At 58.4% G+C, this 18,916-nt stretch carries 18 protein-coding genes; 8 read left to right on the top strand and 10 right to left on the bottom strand.

Annotated features, from left to right (window positions below; all coding sequences use genetic code 11):
• Positions 1 to 40 precede the first annotated feature (40 nt).
• Positions 41 to 727: a M48 family metallopeptidase gene (locus tag AC2FD9_RS10915; RefSeq protein WP_282120510.1), complete on the top strand. Its 687-nt coding sequence runs from the start codon at positions 41 to 43 to the stop codon at positions 725 to 727.
• A gap of 71 nt (positions 728 to 798) precedes the next feature.
• Here the strand turns inward: AC2FD9_RS10915 and AC2FD9_RS10910 are convergent, their stop codons facing one another.
• Genes AC2FD9_RS10910 through AC2FD9_RS10890 form a run of 5 tightly spaced genes read right to left on the bottom strand, consistent with a single transcriptional unit; the run spans position 799 to position 6,013 of the window.
• On the bottom strand, positions 799 to 1,341 hold the full coding sequence (locus AC2FD9_RS10910; protein WP_496696710.1) for an RSP_2648 family PIN domain-containing protein: 543 nt from the start codon (positions 1,339 to 1,341) through the stop codon (positions 799 to 801).
• A complete protein-coding gene (locus tag AC2FD9_RS10905; RefSeq protein WP_496696711.1) occupies positions 1,338 to 2,540 on the bottom strand; it encodes an RSP_2647 family RNA methyltransferase in 1,203 nt (400 codons plus the stop codon). The genes AC2FD9_RS10910 and AC2FD9_RS10905 overlap by 4 nt, the downstream gene beginning before the upstream one ends.
• A gap of 38 nt (positions 2,541 to 2,578) precedes the next feature.
• On the bottom strand, positions 2,579 to 2,851 hold the full coding sequence (locus AC2FD9_RS10900; protein ID WP_496696713.1) for a hypothetical protein: 273 nt from the start codon (positions 2,849 to 2,851) through the stop codon (positions 2,579 to 2,581).
• A complete protein-coding gene (locus AC2FD9_RS10895) occupies positions 2,838 to 5,627 on the bottom strand; it encodes a [protein-PII] uridylyltransferase family protein (protein ID WP_496836817.1) in 2,790 nt (929 codons plus the stop codon). The genes AC2FD9_RS10900 and AC2FD9_RS10895 overlap by 14 nt, the downstream gene beginning before the upstream one ends.
• Positions 5,624 to 6,013, bottom strand: coding sequence for a DUF4440 domain-containing protein (locus tag AC2FD9_RS10890; protein ID WP_496836815.1), 390 nt, complete (start codon positions 6,011 to 6,013; stop codon positions 5,624 to 5,626). Before AC2FD9_RS10890 ends, AC2FD9_RS10895 begins: the two co-directional genes overlap by 4 nt.
• Before the next feature lie 147 nt (positions 6,014 to 6,160).
• Between AC2FD9_RS10890 and AC2FD9_RS10885 the strand changes: the two genes are divergently transcribed.
• The 4 genes from AC2FD9_RS10885 (at position 6,161) to AC2FD9_RS10870 (ending at position 8,378) form a co-directional block, all read left to right on the top strand.
• A complete protein-coding gene (locus tag AC2FD9_RS10885; protein WP_282151432.1) occupies positions 6,161 to 6,583 on the top strand; it encodes a DUF2852 domain-containing protein in 423 nt (140 codons plus the stop codon).
• Positions 6,584 to 6,648: 65 nt separating this feature from the next.
• Positions 6,649 to 7,080, top strand: a complete 432-nt coding sequence (locus tag AC2FD9_RS10880) for an RDD family protein (protein WP_058274521.1) — start codon at positions 6,649 to 6,651, stop codon at positions 7,078 to 7,080.
• A gap of 77 nt (positions 7,081 to 7,157) precedes the next feature.
• On the top strand, positions 7,158 to 7,982 hold the full coding sequence (locus AC2FD9_RS10875; protein WP_496836814.1) for an arginyltransferase: 825 nt from the start codon (positions 7,158 to 7,160) through the stop codon (positions 7,980 to 7,982).
• Positions 7,983 to 7,988: 6 nt separating this feature from the next.
• The gene (locus tag AC2FD9_RS10870; RefSeq protein WP_496836812.1) at positions 7,989 to 8,378 is read left to right on the top strand and encodes a VOC family protein; all 390 of its coding nucleotides are present in this window, start codon (positions 7,989 to 7,991) and stop codon (positions 8,376 to 8,378) included.
• A gap of 135 nt (positions 8,379 to 8,513) precedes the next feature.
• Here the strand turns inward: AC2FD9_RS10870 and AC2FD9_RS10865 are convergent, their stop codons facing one another.
• The 3 genes from AC2FD9_RS10865 to AC2FD9_RS10855 all read right to left on the bottom strand — a co-directional run bounded on the left by AC2FD9_RS10865 (position 8,514) and on the right by AC2FD9_RS10855 (position 13,016).
• Entirely contained in the window at positions 8,514 to 10,868 is a 2,355-nt protein-coding gene (locus AC2FD9_RS10865; protein ID WP_496836811.1) for a TRAP transporter large permease subunit, read from the bottom strand.
• Between the two features lie 17 nt (positions 10,869 to 10,885).
• Positions 10,886 to 11,812 carry a TRAP transporter small permease subunit gene (locus AC2FD9_RS10860; RefSeq protein WP_496836810.1) on the bottom strand — a complete coding sequence of 309 codons (927 nt, stop codon included), beginning with the start codon at positions 11,810 to 11,812 and terminating at the stop codon, positions 10,886 to 10,888.
• 121 nt (positions 11,813 to 11,933) lie between these two features.
• Positions 11,934 to 13,016 carry a TRAP transporter substrate-binding protein gene (locus AC2FD9_RS10855; protein ID WP_058273960.1) on the bottom strand — a complete coding sequence of 361 codons (1,083 nt, stop codon included), beginning with the start codon at positions 13,014 to 13,016 and terminating at the stop codon, positions 11,934 to 11,936.
• A gap of 248 nt (positions 13,017 to 13,264) precedes the next feature.
• Here AC2FD9_RS10855 and AC2FD9_RS10850 point away from each other — a divergent pair, with 248 nt between their 5' ends.
• Both AC2FD9_RS10850 and AC2FD9_RS10845 read left to right on the top strand, forming a co-directional pair.
• Positions 13,265 to 14,698: a cache domain-containing protein gene (locus AC2FD9_RS10850; RefSeq protein ID WP_282169385.1), complete on the top strand. Its 1,434-nt coding sequence runs from the start codon at positions 13,265 to 13,267 to the stop codon at positions 14,696 to 14,698.
• A complete protein-coding gene (locus AC2FD9_RS10845; RefSeq protein WP_496723300.1) occupies positions 14,695 to 15,342 on the top strand; it encodes a response regulator transcription factor in 648 nt (215 codons plus the stop codon). The genes AC2FD9_RS10850 and AC2FD9_RS10845 overlap by 4 nt, the downstream gene beginning before the upstream one ends.
• 83 nt (positions 15,343 to 15,425) lie before the next feature.
• On the opposite strand, the gene AC2FD9_RS10840 is transcribed toward AC2FD9_RS10845, so the two are convergent.
• Positions 15,426 to 15,809: a bleomycin resistance protein gene (locus AC2FD9_RS10840; protein ID WP_282151453.1), complete on the bottom strand. Its 384-nt coding sequence runs from the start codon at positions 15,807 to 15,809 to the stop codon at positions 15,426 to 15,428.
• A 48-nt stretch (positions 15,810 to 15,857) separates the two neighbouring features.
• Positions 15,858 to 16,703 (bottom strand): HalD/BesD family halogenase, encoded by an 846-nt coding sequence (locus tag AC2FD9_RS10835; protein ID WP_496836807.1) that lies wholly within the window; start codon positions 16,701 to 16,703, stop codon positions 15,858 to 15,860.
• A 422-nt stretch (positions 16,704 to 17,125) separates the two neighbouring features.
• Here AC2FD9_RS10835 and AC2FD9_RS10830 point away from each other — a divergent pair, with 422 nt between their 5' ends.
• Positions 17,126 to 18,877, top strand: coding sequence for an acetolactate synthase 3 large subunit (locus AC2FD9_RS10830; RefSeq protein WP_282120496.1), 1,752 nt, complete (start codon positions 17,126 to 17,128; stop codon positions 18,875 to 18,877).
• Positions 18,878 to 18,916 lie beyond the last annotated feature (39 nt).

Raw genomic sequence — 18,916 nt, 5'->3', positions numbered from 1 at the left:
GCCAGTTGCCTAATCCCCTGCCCGAAACCATATTTGTACCATGCTACGTCTTACCCCGATCCTGCTGGCGATCGCCTATGCCATTGTGATGTACCGGATTTCCGTCTGGCGCACCCATAAGGATTTGGATGCAAAGTCGACTGAGCTGGCCGACCCGGCCTTAAAGCGCATGACCGACCGGCTGGCTGCAGCGTTAGAGATCGACCGGGTGCCGGTCTACATCTACGAGATTGACCCCGTGAACGGTCTGGCGGCACCGGACGGACGGATTTTCATCACGCGTGGATTCTACCGCAAATTTCGCAGTGGCGAGGTTTCCGCCGAGGAAATGGCCAGCGTCATCGCGCATGAATTGGGTCACGTGGCGCTGGGGCATGCGCGCCGCCGGATGATCGACTTTTCCGGGCAGAATGCGCTGCGGGCCGCTTTGATGATGCTGCTGAACCGCTTTATCCCGTTTATCGGCGCGTGGATTGCAAATATGCTGACACACCTGTTGGCGTCGCGCCTGTCGCGCAGTGATGAGTATGAAGCTGATGAGTATGCCGCCGCTTTGCTGACCAAAGCCGGGATCGGAATCGGGCCGCAGAAGTCGTTGTTTCACAAGCTGGAAGACCTGACGCAGCAGCGTGCTGGCGTTGTGCCCGCCTGGTTGATGAGCCATCCAAAAACAGACGAACGGATCGCTGCCCTGGAGGCATTAGAGCAGCGTTGGAACCGTGGCTGATCTAAGGGCAGCGAGAGGCCAGTCTATCGCGCACTCTGGCATATTTTTAGCCAGATGAAGCTGGATCCCGGTTATGTGGCGAGCGCTTTGCCCAGACGTGGGAGGCGGGCTTTTTTCATAAGCGGGCGCAGGGTCCATTGGTCGCCCGACAGGCGGTTTGCCTCGGCCAGGACACGGTTGGCTGTGTCGCTCATACCGTCGGGATCGGATTGCCAGAAGCTGTGCAGCAGACCGTCTGGATCGCGGCGGTCCAGCCCTTCCTCGGACAGGATGTTTCGGGGAAAGTCCTTGGCGTTGACGGTGACGATCACGTCCGCCGAGGATGCAACAGCCGTTGCCAGAACGTGGATATCCGCGCTGTCCGGCAGCCAGAGTCGTTGTTCGACATTGGCTGCGGTGGGAAACTGGGCCTTGGGCCAATTGGCTTGCGCCATTACGATTTCGGCGCGGGCCTGAGCCTCGCCTGTTGGGCCCAGCTTACGGGCCGCGCGGGCCCATTCCTCAAGGATGCGCGCCGACCAAACGGGGGTGAAATGGCCTAGTTTGGCAGCGCCGAGCAGCATCTCTCGCATCACCGTAGGGTAGATGACGCAGGTATCCAGAACTGCTTTCACAGCCGGTAGAACACAGCTTTGAGATAGCCGCTTTCAGCCAGTTGCGGCAGTTGTGGATGGTCGGGCCCGGCAAAGCCTGTATGAATCAGTTGCGCCTGTCTTCCTGCACGGCCAATCCCGCGAGACGAGGCGTCGCGGAACCGGCCCAGATCAGCCGCGTGTGAACACGAGCACAGACCCAGATAGCCGCCGGGTTTGGCCAGAGCCGCCGCCAGACGGGCCACTCGTTCATAGGCACGCAGGCCCGCGTCCAGCGCTTGTCTGGAAGGTGCAAAGGCTGGCGGATCACAGATGACGACGTCGAACTGCGCGCCCTCTTCACCCAATTGGGTCAGGACATCGAAGGCGTCGCCTTGGCGGGTTTGGAACGTGTCAGCAAAACCAGAGGCCTCGGCCCCTTTGGTCGCGAGATCCAGCGCGGCTGCAGATCCATCTACGGACAGCGCCTGCCCCGCGCCACCGGCCAGCATGGCCAGTCCGAAGCCACCCACGTGGCTGAAGACGTCCAATACCCGCGCGCCGGGCTGCACCAGTCGCTTGGCGAAGGCATGGTTGGGCCGTTGGTCGTAGAACAGCCCGGTTTTTTGGCCGCCTGTCAGGTCGGCCATATACGTGGCGCCGTTCATCGGCACCGGCAGCGGCGCATCGGGGGCGGTGCCACGCAAGGTGAGGTTTACATCATCCAGGCCTTCCAGCCCTCGGGTCCGGCCCGAGGCGTTTTTGAGCACGGTTGTCACGCCGGTGACAGTGACCAAAGCCTCGGTCAGAGTTTCCAGATGCGCCTCGGCCCACGCGGCATTGGGCTGGATCACACAGGCATCTCCAAACCGGTCGATGATGACGCCGGGAAAGCCGTCCGCTTCGGCGTGGATCAGGCGATAATAGGGTGCGTCGAACAGGCGTTCACGCATCTCGAGCGCACGGCGCAGGCGGGTTTCGAACCACGCTGCGTCCAGTTGCCCGTCCAGATCGCGGTCCAGAACGCGGCACATGATTTTGGAGTCAGGATTCACCGCAACCAGCGCTATGGGCGCGCGTTTGTCATCCTCAAGCACCGCCAAAGCCCCTGCTGGGATCTTTCGTGTCCGACGGTCCGTCACGATGTCATTGGCATACACCCACGGAAAACCGTGGCGCAGGCCACGTGCGTTGGCTTTGGGTTTCAGGCGGATACGGGGGTGATCGGCAGTTTGGGTCATGACGCCCTCATAGTCGCGAATACCCCGAGGGAAAAGCCCTAGCGGTGGCGCGATCGCCAACCGCCCCGCCGCTTGGGGGTTTTGGCAGATTTTAACCCCTCGGCCAATACCTGCGTCATCGGGTGATCGGCGTCCTGCTGGGAATAGGCGGCATGCAGGTCGATTAACGCTTGGGATTGGTCCCGTTCAGCGGGCAGGCTCAGCGCCCAGTCCAGAAAAATGCTGCGGCATTCAGGCAATGTGATGCCTTCGATCCGATACGCCTCGCGGATCAACCCCTTGTGATCATTTGGATCTTTACTCTGCGCCATCATCTTCGTCCCTGATCACGCCGCCAATAATCCCGGCGGCCGTGCTGTAGTTGTCTTGCAGCGCGCTTTGCAGCTGTTCAACCTGTTCAAATCCAGTCGCGCGGCACAGGAAGGCAGATCCGCCTTCGCCGACCTTGTCAGCTTCGATGACCTTGCCGGACAACAATCGCGCCGCGCATTGTACGGACCAGCATAGGTCGTAGCAGTCCTTCAGCGTTTGCGCCTGAGCGACGTCCAACAAACCAGCAGCGACGGCGCCGTCCAAACCGGAATGCACATCACGCTGCGCCACGCCCGACATCAATGCCCCGGTTTCAGCCATCAGCTCGATATCCATCATCCGGCCGGGGCCGTTTTTGGCGTCCCAGATCCCTGCTGGTGATTTGGCAGCGGCCAGGCGGGCGCGCATCTCGGCCACTTCGCGCAGGGCCTTCTGCTGGTCACGCGGTTGCGACAGCAAGCCTATGCGGAACGCCTCGATGTCTTCGGCCAGACCTTCGTCTCCGACGATCACGCGGGCCCGCGTCAGGGCGAGATGCTCCCAAACCCAGGCCTCGTTCTGCTGATAGTTGGTAAAGCTGGCCCAACTTGTCGCCACCGGCCCCTGATTGCCTGACGGACGCAGGCGCATATCGACCTCATACAGCCGCCCTTGCGACATCGGCGCTGATAGGGCCGTGATCAGCGCCTGCGTAAACCGTGCGTAATAAGTGCGAGTGGCCAATGGGCGTGGTCCTTCGGACATATCCTGATCCAGAGGGTCGTAGATCACGATCATATCCAGATCGGATTGCGAGTTGATCCGCCCAGCCCCTAGTGACCCCATGCCCAGCACGGTTGCACCGCGCCCCGGGGCCGGACCGTGTTTACGGGCAAACTGTTCGGACACACGCGGTAGGATCGCAGCGATCACAGCACTAGCGAGCTGAGCGTATTGCTGCCCCGCCTGTTCGCCGTCGATCAGCCCGCGCAGGTGATGAACGCCAACGCGGAAGTGCCATTCCTTGCACCAGCGTCGGGCCAGATCCAACTGGCTTTCGTAATCTGTTTCCTCTGAAAGGGCCTGATCCAGATCCGCCTGCAGCGTGGCCTGTCCCGGCCAGTCGCTAAAGAAACTCCCGCCGATCACCGCATCAAACACCGATGCATTGCGCGACAGATGCGCCGCAAGCGCGTGGGATGTCCCGACAATATCAATCAGCAGGTCGATCAGGTGGGGGTTGGCCTCAAACAGTGAAAACAGCTGAACGCCGGCGGGCAAGCCTGACAGAAAACCATCCAGCGCCCGCAGCGCCTCGTCCGGTTGCGCCGTTTTTGCCAAACGCGATAGCAGCTCGGGCTTGAGACGTTCGAAAATCCGCGCGCCGCGTTGTGATCGCAGTGCGGGATATGTCGTCCAGCGGGCCAGAACGTTCTGGTCAAAATCCACCTCGCCAACTGGCGCGCGCGTCGAGGAACCGGGCGCAAAAAAGCCTTCAGTCAGGTCGTGCACTTCGGTTAGCCTGTGGGTCAGGTCACGGGTCAGTTCGTCGACGTCGATCCCCATCAGGCAAGCGACGCGTTCTATCCCGTCCGGCGATTGCGGCACCTTGTGGGTCTGAGCGTCATGGACCATCTGGATACGGTGTTCGACCTCACGATGGGCGCGGTAGTGATCGGTCAGCTTGTCTGCCACGTCCTGCGGGACCCAGCCTTTTTCGGCAAGCGCCGCCAATCCGGGCACCGTGCCGCGCACGCGCAAGTCAGGGTCTCGACCCCCAGCGATCAACTGGCGGGTCTGGGTAAAGAACTCGATTTCGCGAATGCCGCCCTGCCCCAGTTTCATGTCATGGCCCGGAATGGTCAGAGCACCGCCGGTTCCCTTATTTTCACGTATGCGTAGGCGCATGTCGTGAGCGTCCTGAATGGCAGCAAAATCAAGGTGACGCCGCCAGACAAATGGGCGCAGCGTATCCAGAAACCGTTGTCCTGCCGCAATATCGCCAGCGCATGGGCGTGCTTTTATATAGGCCGCGCGCTCCCACGTGCGGCCCAGGCTTTCATAGTACCGCTCGGCTGCCTCAGCCGCCATACAGACCGGCGTCACAGCTGGATCCGGGCGCAGGCGCAGATCAGTGCGGAATACATACCCATCCGCCGTCTTATCGCTGAGCGTGGCGCAGAAATTGCGCGTCGCCCGCACCATGCCTTGCCGAGCTTCGTAGAAGTCATCGGGATCAAACCGCGTCTCATCGAACAGGACGATCAGGTCGATGTCCGAGCTGTAATTCAACTCGTGTGCGCCCATCTTGCCCATCGCCAGGATAATCATCCCGGCGGCGGTTTCGACATCGTCCGGCCCCATGCCCGGAAGTTTGCCGCGCCGGATCAGGTTGGCGATCTCGGCCTTGGCCGCCACATCCGCCGCCAACGCGCCAAAATCGGTTAGCGCCGCGGTCACCTTTTCCAACGGCCACGCGCCCGCCAGATCAGCCAGAGCGGTCAGCAACGCCATCCGTCGCTTGGCCAGGCGCAGTCCCGGTTTCAACTGATCCGGCGGTAGCATTCGCGCAGCCTGCAAAACGTCGGCCAGCGCGTCATCGGGGTTTTGCAACGCTGAGGCCAACCAATCGTTTTCGTGATCGATCAAGTTTTTCAGATAGGGGCTGGACCCTGCTGCCCCAGCGATCAACTCGCCCTGTTCGGATGTAATGCCGCTGACCGCCGCGCGCGCATCATCGCCAAGCGACTGGTCGAATGCACGTGGCAGGCGCTGAATGGAAAGAGGCCCGGTCATTTCCCCTCCAGGGGCGTATCCTGACTGAAACTGTTGACCCAGACGTCATGCCGCCGCTCCCAAAGCGACGAGATTAGCATCGCCCTCCAACCCTCGGCCTTGGGTCGCTGATAGTCGGCCCGGTACGACAGCAGAACGATATCCGAGGTCAAAACCCGCAACCGGGTGTCGCTTAGCTCATAGCGCGCCATCGTCGGAGCGTCGGCAAACTGTCCCACGTGATCATCCCGGCTCGCAAACCCCGTCGGATAAACCCCAAGAAAATCTGGGCTCAGCAAGGCCCGGTCTGCAGCCGCATTGCCTTCCATCAGGGCGGTCCAAACCTGCTTTTCCAGGTTTAGAATTTCATCCAGCGTCGGAGGTGTCGTATTTTCAACATGTTGCATGGGCGGAAAGTGCGCCCGTTCCGCAGCAAGGTCAACCGTCGCAAAATCCAAAATGTAAATCATTTTTACATCGACCCCTTGCAACCCCCGCTTCAGTCCCCATCTAGACAATGTGAACGCAATTTACATCAAACCCGGAGAACCCAAATGACCGCATTGTCCGACCACGCCGTCCCACAAAATCCGGGGTGGCTCTCTCGTGCCGAAGCCTGGATGGATGACAAGGGCAAAGGGGCCTGGATCGCCGCCATGGTCCTTGGTTTCATCTTTTTCTGGCCCGTTGGCCTGGCGCTTCTTGCCTATATGATCTGGAGCAAACGCATGTTTAGCAAATCCTGCAGCAGTCGCAAATCCTGGCACAGCCACATGAGTGCGATGAAGCCATCCGGCAATAGCGCGTTTGACGCCTACAAGTCCGACACCCTGGCCCGGCTCGAGCGCGAACAACAGGAATTCGAATCCTTCCTGCGCCGCCTGCGCGACGCCAAAGACAAGGCCGAGTTTGACCAGTTCATGGACGAACGCGCCCGTGAAAACAACGATGAGGCTGAAAACGGCGAACGCGCCTAAGCCGACCTTGCCCTGTCCCGACATTCGGGACAGGGTGTCCTAAATTCTCAGCCGGAAATCAAAATATGACCCACCTGCCCGACCCAGACCGACAGCCGGAGTTTTACCAGTCTGTCGCGACCAAGCGTTTTATCGCCTGGCTTTTCGACATCGCCTTTATCTCGCTGTTGTGTACGGTGGCCATCCTGCTGACCTTTGGTCTGGGCTTCTTCGTCCTGGCCTTGATCTACGCCGTCGTCAGTTTCGTCTACCGCGTGATTACCATCGCCAATGGCTCGGCCACACTGGGCATGCGCTTTATGGGGATCGAACTGCGCGATTCATTTGGATCCCGGATGGATTTGGGCAAAGCGGTGGCCCACACGGCCGGGTATTTTGTCAGCATGGCCTTTCCGGTCATACAGATCATCTCAGTCATCATGATGCTGACCAGCGCACGTGGCCAGGGACTTACCGATGCGTTCCTTGGAACTGTCATGATCAACCAGCGCGCGTAAAAAATTCAACGACGTGAATCACTTGGCGGTTTTAGGATCGGTTGTTATCATCCGGTCCAAGGAAACACGGAACGTTCATGCGACACACGCTGCCAATCGCGCCACAATTTTATGTGACGGCCCCACAGCCTTGCCCTTACCTTGAGGGCAGGATGGAGCGTAAATTGTTCACTGCCCTTCAAGGGGAGGGTGCGGATCAGCTGAATAACTCTTTGTCCCAACAAGGGTTTCGCCGATCGCAAAACGTGTTGTACCGCCCGTCCTGCTCCGATTGCGCGGCCTGTCTGTCGGCCCGGATCGACGTGACGGCCTTCCGCCCAAGCAAAAGTCAGAAACGCGCGGCAAAACGCAACGCGTACCTGCAACGCAGGGCGAACTCACCCTGGGCCACGGACGAGCAATACGAACTCTTCCGCCGCTACTTGGATACCCGCCACGCGGATGGTGGAATGGCCGATATGGACGTTTTCGAATTCGCCGCGATGATCGAAGAAACTCCGATCCGCAGCCGGGTCGTAGAATATGGCGACCCAAGTACAGGAGATCTGATCGGCGTCAGCCTGACGGATGTTCTGGATGACGGCCTCAGCATGGTCTACTCGTTCTACTCCCCCCAGCAACCGCAGAACTCGCTGGGTACGTATATGATCCTCGATCACATCGACATCGCGCGCGAAGCCGGATTGCCCTATGTCTACCTCGGATACTGGGTGCCGGGCAGCCCCAAGATGGGCTACAAAGCGCGCTTCTCAGGGCTTGAGGCCTATTACCAGGGCGAATGGATCAGCGTAAACAACCCATCTGAACTGACGGATTCCAGCCGCCACCCTTTGTCCACCGCGCCAATCGCGGAACAGGTTGCCAGCATCCAACTGCCCGACCGCCACCCTACCAAAGGCTGATATCCCATGACCCAAAGTCTTTTCGCCGTCACCCTCGTGGTGCCGGACTACGACGACGCGATCGCCTTCTATACCCAAACACTCAGATTCACTCTGCTGCAAGATGTTGATCTCGGCGGTGGCAAACGCTGGGTCCGGGTTACTCCGCCGGGTTCGGGCAACGCATCCCTGCTACTGGCCAAGGCAGATGGCCCAAGCCAGACCGCTGCCGTTGGAAACCAAACCGGCGGGCGCGTCGGCTTTTTCCTTCAAACGGATAATTTCCAACGTGACCACAACGCAATGGTCACGGCAGGCGTCCATTTCGAGGAAGATCCGCGCAATGAGCCCTATGGTACCGTCGCCGTCTGGCGCGACCCGTTCGGCAATCGCTGGGACCTGATCCAATTCACCTGATCCGCACTTCATCTGGCAAAAAATATCCCGGGGGTGAATTGGTCGCAGACCAAGAAGGGGCAGCGCGCCTTCCCCTAAACACCAAAGCAAAGGGGGCCCAAAGGCCCCCTTTTCAATTTGGTTATGAACGTCGCATCAATTCGGGATCAGATCCGGAACAATGGTCACGATCGACGGGAAGAACCACAGGATCGCAATCCCAACCACCTGAATGATCACGAACGGGATGATCCCACGATAAATGTGGCCTGTTGTGACCTCTTTGGGTGCAACACCCCTGAGGTAGAACAGCGCAAACCCAAACGGCGGCGTTAGGAACGACGTCTGAAGGTTCACCGCCACCATGATCGTCACCCATTTCGGATCGAACGAACCACCATAAATCACCGGTCCCACGATGGGGATCACGATGTAGATGATCTCGAGGAAATCTAGCACGAAGCCCAGAATGAACAGCACCAGCATCACGATCAGGAAGACCGTGAACTCGTTGTCAAAGCTGCGCAGGAACTGCTGAATATAGTGCTCACCCCCGAACGAGATCACCACCAAATTTAGCAGTTGCGATCCGATCAGGATGGTAAACACCATCGAGGTCACCTTGGCCGTTTCGCGCACCACGGGCGTCAGAACACCGCTGGTGAACAAAACCCAGCACCCAAACAACAGACCGAACAGAGCATACAGATAAGCACCGTAAGCAATTATGAAGGCGACCCAGGTCTCAAAGTTCACATTGCTCTGATTGATGCGCAGATCAAAGTTCACGCCCATCAGCAGCGCAATGATCACGGCAAAAGTGGCCCAGATGATCACCTTGCCGGAACGCTCCTGATCCTGCAGCTTGCGATAGGCTGCCAGCATGATCGCTCCGCCCGCTCCCAACGCGGCCGCTGGTGTCGGGTTGGTCACACCGCCCAGAATTGATCCTAGCACCGCGATAATCAGAACCAATGGCGGGAAGACCACCCGGATCAGATCATTCGTGGCACACCGGGCTGCCGCCTCCTTGCAGCCGTACATTGCCAAGGCAAAGGGCAAAGCCAGAAGGACGAAGGTCAATCCCGAAGACGTTGTTGGTGCAATCAACAGAACATCAACCAGCAACATCAACAGCAGACCGATCGCCCCTAGGATCAACGGTTGCGTCGGTTTGGACGGCGCAATGCCGCGGCCCATGACCAGTGTCAGACCCAGCAGAACCACAATCACCGCAACACCAGTACCAATCGGCGCCGCAGCGGCGATCTTGGCCTCGCGCGCCTCGACCAGCGCCTCTTCGCTCAGTCGTTCGGCGTTGGCGACACCACCTGCGGCGTCAATCGATTCCTGCTCGGATACGGCCTGATCCCAGGCGGATTGTCCGTGCAGCTCAATCATCGACACCTTGCACTGCTCGGAAACATTGGTGCGCAGCGACGCGCCCGCACCGATGTCTGAAAACGCCGAGACGTTGATGTTCTGGCTGCCAATGACCCCCGAGCTGCCCAGCAGGACTGCGCCAACGATCAGGGCGACAGGTGCTCCAAGCAACCAAGTCAGCCCTTCACTGCGCGTGATCGGCTCACCACTTCCGCCGGACATTGGAACTGCCGGGGCTTTCTCAGGGTTCAACAGTGCATAGCCAAAGGCATAAAGCGCATAGAGCAACGCTAACATGATCCCCGGCAACAAGGCGGCCTGGAACAGCGTACCGACCGAAACCACAGCCGGTTCCCCCAAATAGGTCAGCGCATCGGTACAGCCAGCGTCCTGAGCGCGCGTTTCCTGCGCAGTTGAATAAAGATCACCCGCCAAGGTGCCCAACAGAACGATCACGATGGACGGCGGAATGATCTGCCCCAACGTGCCCGATGCCGCAATCACACCCGTCGCCAGTTCAGGCGAGTAGTTGTTGCGCAACATGGTCGGCAGCGCCAGCAGGCCCATGGTTACCACGGTCGCACCAACAATACCGGTCGAGGCCGCCAGGAATGCACCCACCACCACGATCGACACGGCCAGACCACCCGGCAGCGGTCCGAAGACGCGCGCCATTGTTGTCAGCAGATCGTTCGCGATCTTTGAGCGTTCCAGCGTGATGCCCATCAGAACGAACATCAGGACGGCCAGCAGGGTCTCAATAGACTGCCCCGCCAGAACGCGTTCGTTCATGCGGTTCACGATGAACGAGACATTGCGGTCCAGCGCGGTTTCCCAGCCTTGCACAAAGACCGGCTCGGCGATCCTTGGTAAATCCGGGAAGCGGAACACCGACACCGTGTCCGGTTTGACGCCCGAATTCACAAGGTCTCGGTATGCTTGGGAACTGGTATCAATTGCCTGGTGTATTAACAGACCGGCACTGTCCAGCGCGGCGATGATCCCGAATGAGATGATACCGGCCCCACCGATGGCAAAAGCCACCGGGAACCCGGAAAGGATGCCCCCGAAGAGGCAGAAGAATACGATAATGAGGCCTATCTCGACGCCATCAAGTCCGAATAACATAGTCTGGGTCTCCGTCCCTAATGTGCGCCTTCGTAGGCTTCTTCACCCTCGCCAAGACTGTCCTTGTCGAGATATTTTCCAACGCTGTCCGGCCCTTCCACGTATTCCAGATACGAGCGGTACAGGAATGCGATCGCGTGCAGGAATACCATTCCGGCAAATGCAATCAGCAGGATCTTGAACAGGAAGTAACCGTTGAACCCATTCGGGCTGAACCCGATGGTTTCAATGTTCCAGCGCAGCGCGCGGGATTTCATTACCAAACGATCCAGCGTGTCACTGGCTGAAGGCTTCGGCACGATCAGGTGCCGCCACATGAAATACCAGCCATACATCCACGTCAGCACGGCCATCGGCATCATGAACAAAAGCGCACCCAACATGTCGACCACGCGTTTGGCGCGGTGGCTGATACCGGCATAGATAAGGTCAACTCGCACGTGACCACCTTGAACGAATGTGTATGTGCAGCACAGGCAGACGACCATCGCGTTATAGAGTTTCAGCTCTTCCGCGAACCAGCTGATATCCATCTGAAACGGAATACCCAGTCCAAACGACATATCCGGGCGGGTAAACACGCGTTGCATGAACACGATGACGATCTGCTGAATGACCATCAACAAACCGGCCCAGGCAAAGAAACGCCCGGTGGTGTTGGCGAACCCTTCCAGGCCTCGCACCATGCCCCACATGAAATTCCGGTAGTACAGCCCGATGGCTGTCAGAACCAGGAAGATGGTGAAAACCACAAAGAAGAACTCGACTGATCCACCGTAATAGACAAAGCGCATGATCGCTTCTTTGTCCGACCAGTTCAGCCAGAGTTGCGGATGCGTGATGGCGTATCCGAAATTATAGAAGGCTTCGGCAATGTTTTGAACGAACCACACAAGTCCGTTCCACAGGGCGCCGAAGAACGAGATACCGTTTTCGTCCTGCATGTTGTCCCCAGGTCGTATCAGTTGCACTGCTGATTATAGCGGTTTGATGGGTCCGCGCATACGCAACAGAGAAAGGTTTCCCCGCGAAGGCGGGAAAACCAATTGATCGTTTGGAAAACGTTTAGCCGCGGACGCGGTTACGCTGTGTTGTGTAAACACCCGACGACAGGTCCTGCCAGCCGGCCGACGATGCCGACGACGCCATGTGGCTGTCGTGGATTTTCTTGAACAGCTCGTCGCCCATGTTTTCGTCCAGCACTTCTTGGCTGGCTTGACCGAACGCATCCCAAACGCTGTCGGGGAATTCCATGACCTTGACGCCACCTGATTGCAGACGCTGCAGGGCCGCACCGTTATTGGCCAGGAATTGTGCCAGGTTCCACTGGTGGCATTCAGCCGCCGCGATCTCAATGATCTTCTGCTGCGCAGGCGTCAGGCTTTCGAAGACGTCGCGGTTGGTTGCCAGAGACAGGCCTGCGTTCGGCTCGTGGAAACCGGCGGTGTAGTAAACCTTGGTGATTTCCTGGAAACCGGCTTTTTCGTCAGCCCACGGACCAATCCACTCGGTTCCGTCGATCGCGCCGGACGACAGCGCCTGATACACTTCCGAGCCCGGAATGTTCTGCACGGACGCGCCCAGTTTACCCAGAGCTTGACCGCCCAAACCAGGCATACGGAATTTCAGACCCTGGAAGTCTTCTGGACCGTTGATCTCTTTCGAGTACCAGCCACCCGCCTGCGCGCCGGTGTTACCTGCCAGGAACGATTTCAGACCAAAGATCTGGCCCAGCTCGTCATGCAGCTCCATGCCGCCATCCTGGTAATACCAGTTTACCATTTCCTGAGCGGTCATGCCGAACGGAACAGCGGTAAAGAAGGCATAGCCCGGGTGCTGACCAACAAAGTAATAGTCCGCTGCGTGATACATGTCGGCCTGCCCCGACGATACCGCGTCAAAGACTTCGAATGCGCCAACCAGTTCACCGGCAGCTTTGATGTCAACGGTCAGGTTACCGTCCGACATTGCGGTGATGCTGTCGGCGCAGCGCTGTGCGCTGTCGAAAACACCCGCCAGGCCGCGACCCCACGAGGTTACCATGGTCAGCGTGCGCTTGCCCTGCGCATATGCCGGTGCCGCCAGCGTGGTGGCTGCAGCTGCCGAGCCGCCCAGAGCAGATGTTTTTAGAAATGAACGACGATCCATATGAGTGTTCCTCCCCTACATATTCAAAACCCGGGCAATTGCCGGGCGTAGTCGTTTTCAGTGCGCGTCAGCCTAATGACCAAGATGTGAATGTGAATACCTAGTACTACGTAGGGGATCGCGTTTTTGATGTTTTCCCGGGTGCAAACCGTGACAAATGCAAAATAATTCTTCGCGCCGGCCCTCTCATATGCGCCAATTCACCAAAAATTTTGCAATTTGCCGCCTGCTTGCGTATCGATTCGCCTATGAGGGGATTCCGTAATCTGATTTCACTGACCTACGGCCAGAAATTGTCGCTTGTGGCGGCGATCCCTCTGGTCGTCGCAGTGGCCGCGATTGCGTTCTTCGTGGTTCATGAATCCCGGGCAACCGCCGAACGTGAAATTGAAGCGCTTGAGCGGCGACTGATTGAAGCCAAGAAAGAAGAACTTAAGAACTATGTCACGCAGGCTCGAAACGGGTTTGCCTATATCTACGGACGGGCATCTACAGAGGATAAGGTCGCGCAGAACCTTGTGACGCAAATCCTGTCAGCGATGATCTACGGCAAGGACGGGTTCTTTTTTGTCTATGACTATGACGGCAACAATCTCGTCAGCCCGCGCCAGACCGAATTCATCAACCGGAACTGGGAGGGGCTGACCGATAGCGACGGCACTCCTGTTGTGGACGAATTCATCAGCCTAGCCCGTCAAGGTGCGGGCTGGCACAGTTTCATGTGGCAAAAACCTTCGACAGGCGAAGAGGCGCAAATGATCGCCTATGTGGTCGGCCTGCAGGATTGGCGGTGGGCTGTCGGCACAGGAGTTTTCATCGACGACATCGTCGCGACAGTCGCCAACGCGCGGGCCGAGGTTGAGGCCCGAGTGCAACGGACTTTCTCTTATATTGGCGCAATTGTTCTTGCCGCGGTATTGGTTGTCTTCACCTCGGGCATGTTGCTGAACGTCCGCGAGCGCCGCCTGGCAGATGCCAAACTTAAAGAACTGACGCAGCGGGTTTTTGATGCGCAAGAGGAAGAGCGTGGGCGCGTGGCGCGCGAATTGCATGACGGTATCAGCCAGATCCTCGTCGGTGTCCGCTATGCGCTGGACAATGCCCGCCGTCGCCTGTCTCGCGGTGACGATGCCGGGGCACAGGCACCTCTGGAAAAGGGCATCGACACACTGGGCGCGGCTATTACAGAAGTCCGCCGCATCAGCCGCGACTTGCGGCCCGGCGTGCTGGACGATCTGGGCCTTGGCCCTGCCCTCAAGGCGCTGACCGACGATTTCTGCGAACGCACCGGGATCGAGACCGAATTCTCGACCGTTGTGTTCCGCAACCGGCTGGACCAGGACAGCAAGATCGCCCTCTACCGTATTGCTCAAGAGGCATTGACCAATATTGAACGCCACTCCGGCGCGACCCGTGTTACAATCGACCTGCGCGGCCACAAGAAAGGCGCGACAATGCGGATCACCGACAATGGCCGTGGGTTACGCACCACACCTGATCCCGCCAACCCCGGTATCGGCCTGCGCAACATGCAGGAACGCATCGAACAGCTTGACGGATCGCTGCGCATTCTGTCATCACGCGCCCCACGCAGCGGCACAGTGATCGAGGTCAGCCTGCCTCTGAGCCACATGCTGCCGCCGCAAGAGGACGCAACGCCTAACCGAAAGGCTGGTACATGAGCGATCAGAAAATCCGGGTTCTTATCGTTGACGACCACCCCATGGTCGCCGAAGGGATTCAGTCGATCCTTGAAAGCTATGATGAGATCGAGGTGGTCGGGACCTTGGGCAGCGGACAAGAGGCTGTGGATCAAGCGACCGATCTTGCGCCCGACGTGATCCTGATGGACCTGAACATGCCCGGTTTAGGCGGCCTTAGCGCGACCGAGATCATTCTGGAACGCCTGCCCCGAACACGCATCCTGATCCTGTCCATGCATGACAGCCCCGAATACATCTCGACCGCGCTGAGCCACGGCGCCAGCGGATACGTGCTCAAGGACGTGCCGACGGACGAGATCAAACAGGCTATCGACGCAGTGATGCGTGGTGAGCAGTACTTGTGCACCGGAGCCAGTGGATCGCTTCAGCCCAAAGGCGATAGCGCCCGCGAGGCATTGACCGGGCGCGAACAGACAATTCTGCTGGAATTGGCGCAGGGCAAATCCAACAAGGAAGTCGCCGCAGCATTGGATATCTCGGTTCGAACAGTTGAAACGCACCGCAAGAACATCCGTCGCAAACTTGGGATTTCATCCACCGCTGGCCTGACCCGCTATGCGCTTGAACATGGCGTACTACAAGGCACAAGCCCTGGCTTCTGACCCCGCAGCGCGGAATGCGCTGCCTGGCCCAACCGGAGGACGTGCGCCGAAGGCGCATCGACGACGGGCGGGAGCTTTTTAACTCAAGACTTTGCTCGCAAACCTTCGCCAAAAAACACCAGTGTTCCGTCCTCATCCAGGACGTGAAACTCGCGTTGTTGATACGGCTGATCAAACGGCGGACGCACGCGCCCCTCTGGTAAATCAGCCAACCCTGCCTTGAGGGTTTCATACAGATCATCAATCCCGGCCACATCGATGTAAAAGGACTGATCATCCCCCAAGGCACGCCCATCATCGCGTGGTGGGCATTCAAGCAATCGGATGGCAACCTTGCCACGCGACAGGAAGGCGTAATTATCCTGCCTGAAACCGCAGGAAAATCCCAACCGATCGCAATAAAAATCAATCTGCTTTTGCAGTGACGAACACAGAACAAATGGCGTGAGCTGTAGCAATTCCGGCATGTGCCCCTCCGACGGTAGCCCCTGCTCTCGATTGTAACCCGCGACCGGTCAATCCAACAACTGATCCTTGCGCAATCCAGCACGCTGGTGATGATGCGGCAGAACCCGCCCATACAGCTGTTGGGTACGCTCAACCCCGCCACACATGCCTTCGGCTTCGACAAAGGAAAAGATGCCGACATATCGGCTGCGCGTTCCTTGTACCGGGGCGACCCGGTGCAATGCGTATCTGCCCTTGAATATCTGCAGATCCCCGGGCTGCAGCTCCAACGTCCTGACCAGTGCCCGGTTTCCGTCCAGCACCGAAGCCACGGATGAGAAATTTTCGTCCTCGATGCCGCGCAGGTTCGGCACGTATTCAAAGGCCCCACCCGCCTCGCCATTCTGGATGGCCAGTGTCACGGTGTAGTTGTTGGTATCAAAATGCCAGGGAAAGCCCTGCCCTTCCTCGACCACGTTGACAATCACATCCGCCAGCGGGTCGTCATAGCGAAAGAACCGATCCTCCGGCTCATCCAGCCCATCGCGTATGAACGGCAAAAAGCCCTCGAATTCATAGATTCGGCGCAGCGGACCCGATTTGGGAAAGTTATCCGCCGGAACGAAGGCGTTCGACCGGTCATAGAATCTGCGTATTGGGTGGTTCAGATCCAACCGAGGATCGTCCTGCGAGAAATAGGCGTTGGTGCGGTTGAAAGACCGATGCGCCATTTCGGCCACGGCATCCGCCTCTTTCAATAGCTGCGCCAAACCTTCGGGGTGGATAAAACCGGGCAAAACGGCACAACCGTCCTGATCCAACTCGCGGCGCAGATCACCGATCAGTCGTTCATATGCGCGCGAGTCCGGGCAATCGATCGGATACCGCCCCAGATCAACCAGATCATGGATCATCCTCCGCCTCCCTTCCTTGTTCGGTCAATCTCAGGGTGCCGCAGTCAAAACTGCTCATCATGCTTGTTTCGGACATCGCGATGCCGCTTTTTGACTACCCTCAAGGCAGAATTCCGGAGGTCAAAGGGGGCATTTTTCCTGAATATTCCCTGCATGCGTCAATCTGCGCAATAAAATGTCGCAAAATTCACCCTCAGAGTTAGAAAATTGGTGCAAAAGCCTGTTGACGCCCCTTCCCCCGGCTCATAATGTCCCTGCACGCAAAGAAGGAGCCTCTGGCGATGAGAACGCTAGTCGTAATCGTAGGAACCACGCGCATGGGCCGGTAACGGTAAACCATAATCGAACCCATGCGCCTCCGAAAATCTCGGGGGCTTTTTTTTGTCAAACGCAAGACACATGTCGCGAACGGAGCAAAGCAGATGACACGTGAGATGACCGGCGCAAAGATGGTAGTTCAGGCCCTCAAGGATCAGGGCGTGGACACGGTATTCGGATACCCCGGCGGTGCTGTGCTACCGATTTATGATGAGATTTTTCTGCAAAACGATATTCGTCACATTCTGGTGCGGCATGAACAAGGTGCGGTTCACGCGGCCGAAGGCTATGCCCGGTCGACCGGCAAGCCCGGCGTTGCCCTTGTGACCTCTGGCCCCGGCGCGACAAATGCCGTGACCGGCCTGACGGATGCGCTGCTGGATTCGATCCCGATTGTGGTTCTGACCGGACAGGTTCCGACGTTTATGATTGGCTCGGACGCGTTCCAAGAGGCCGATACCGTTGGCATCACCCGCCCCTGCACCAAGCATAACTGGCTGGTCAAGGATACGGACTCGCTGTCCGACACGATGCACGAGGCATTCCATGTCGCCACCTCCGGTCGCCCCGGCCCGGTGCTTGTCGACATTCCCAAGGACGTTCAGTTCGCCTCGGGCGAGTATAGCGCGCCGAAGCCTTCGACCTCGCATTATCAGCCGGTTCTGAAAGGCGATCTGGAAGAGATCACCGAACTGGTGGCCGCAATTGAGACCGCCAAGAAGCCCGTCTTTTACACCGGCGGCGGCGTCATCAATTCCGGCACAGCGGCCAGCCAGTTGCTGCGCGAACTGGTCGATGCAACCGGCTTCCCGATCACCTCGACCCTGATGGGCCTGGGCGCATACCCGGCGTCGGGCAAAAACTGGCTGGGCATGCTGGGCATGCATGGTCTGTATGAGGCCAATCTGGCGATGCATGACTGCGACCTGATGATTAACATCGGTGCGCGGTTCGATGACCGGATCACCGGGCGGATTGACGCGTTCTCGCCCAACTCGAAAAAGGCGCATATCGACATCGACCCTTCCTCGATCAACAAGGTGATCCGCGTGGACATCCCGATTGTTGGTGATGTTGCACATGTGCTGGAGGACATCCTGAAGGTTTGGAAAGCGCGTGGCCGCAAGACAGATGAGGCGTCGGTTGCCAAGTGGCAGGATCAGATCACCGAATGGCGCAAGGTCAATTGTCTGGCCTACACCAACAGCGAAAAGACGATCAAACCGCAATACGCGCTTGAACGGCTGGAAGAGCTGACCAAAAAACATGACCGTTACATCACCACCGAGGTCGGTCAGCACCAGATGTGGGCCGCACAGTATCTGGGGTTCGAAGATCCGAACCGCTGGATGACCTCGGGCGGTCTGGGCACGATGGGCTATGGCTTCCCGGCCTCCATCGGTGTGCAGATGGCGCACCCTGACGCGCTGGTCATCAACGTCGCGGGCGAGGCCTCGTGGCTGATGAACATGCAGGAAATGGGCACCGCGGCACAGTATCGCCTGCCGGTGAAACAGTTTATTCTGAACAATGAACGCCTTGGCATGGTTCGTCAGTGGCAGGAATTGCTGCATGGCGAGCGGTACTCGCATTCCTGGTCCGAGGCCCTGCCCGATTTCGTCAAACTCGCCGAGGCCTTTGGTGCCAAGGGCATCCTGTGTTCCGATCCGGCCGATCTGGATGACGCCATCATGGAGATGATCAACTATGACGGCCCGGTGATCTTTGACTGTCTGGTCGAAAAGCACGAGAACTGCTTCCCCATGATCCCGTCGGGCAAGGCGCACAACGAAATGCTGTTGGGCGAGGCCGAGACACAGGGCGTGATCGACTCCAAAGGCTCGGTTCTGGTCTGACACAATTTGACAGATTTTGTCGGGTGCACCGCACCCGAC

The sequence above is a fragment of the Ruegeria sp. YTSC230 genome, assembly GCF_059609665.1.
This window is presented reverse-complemented; position numbering and strand designations above follow the sequence as displayed.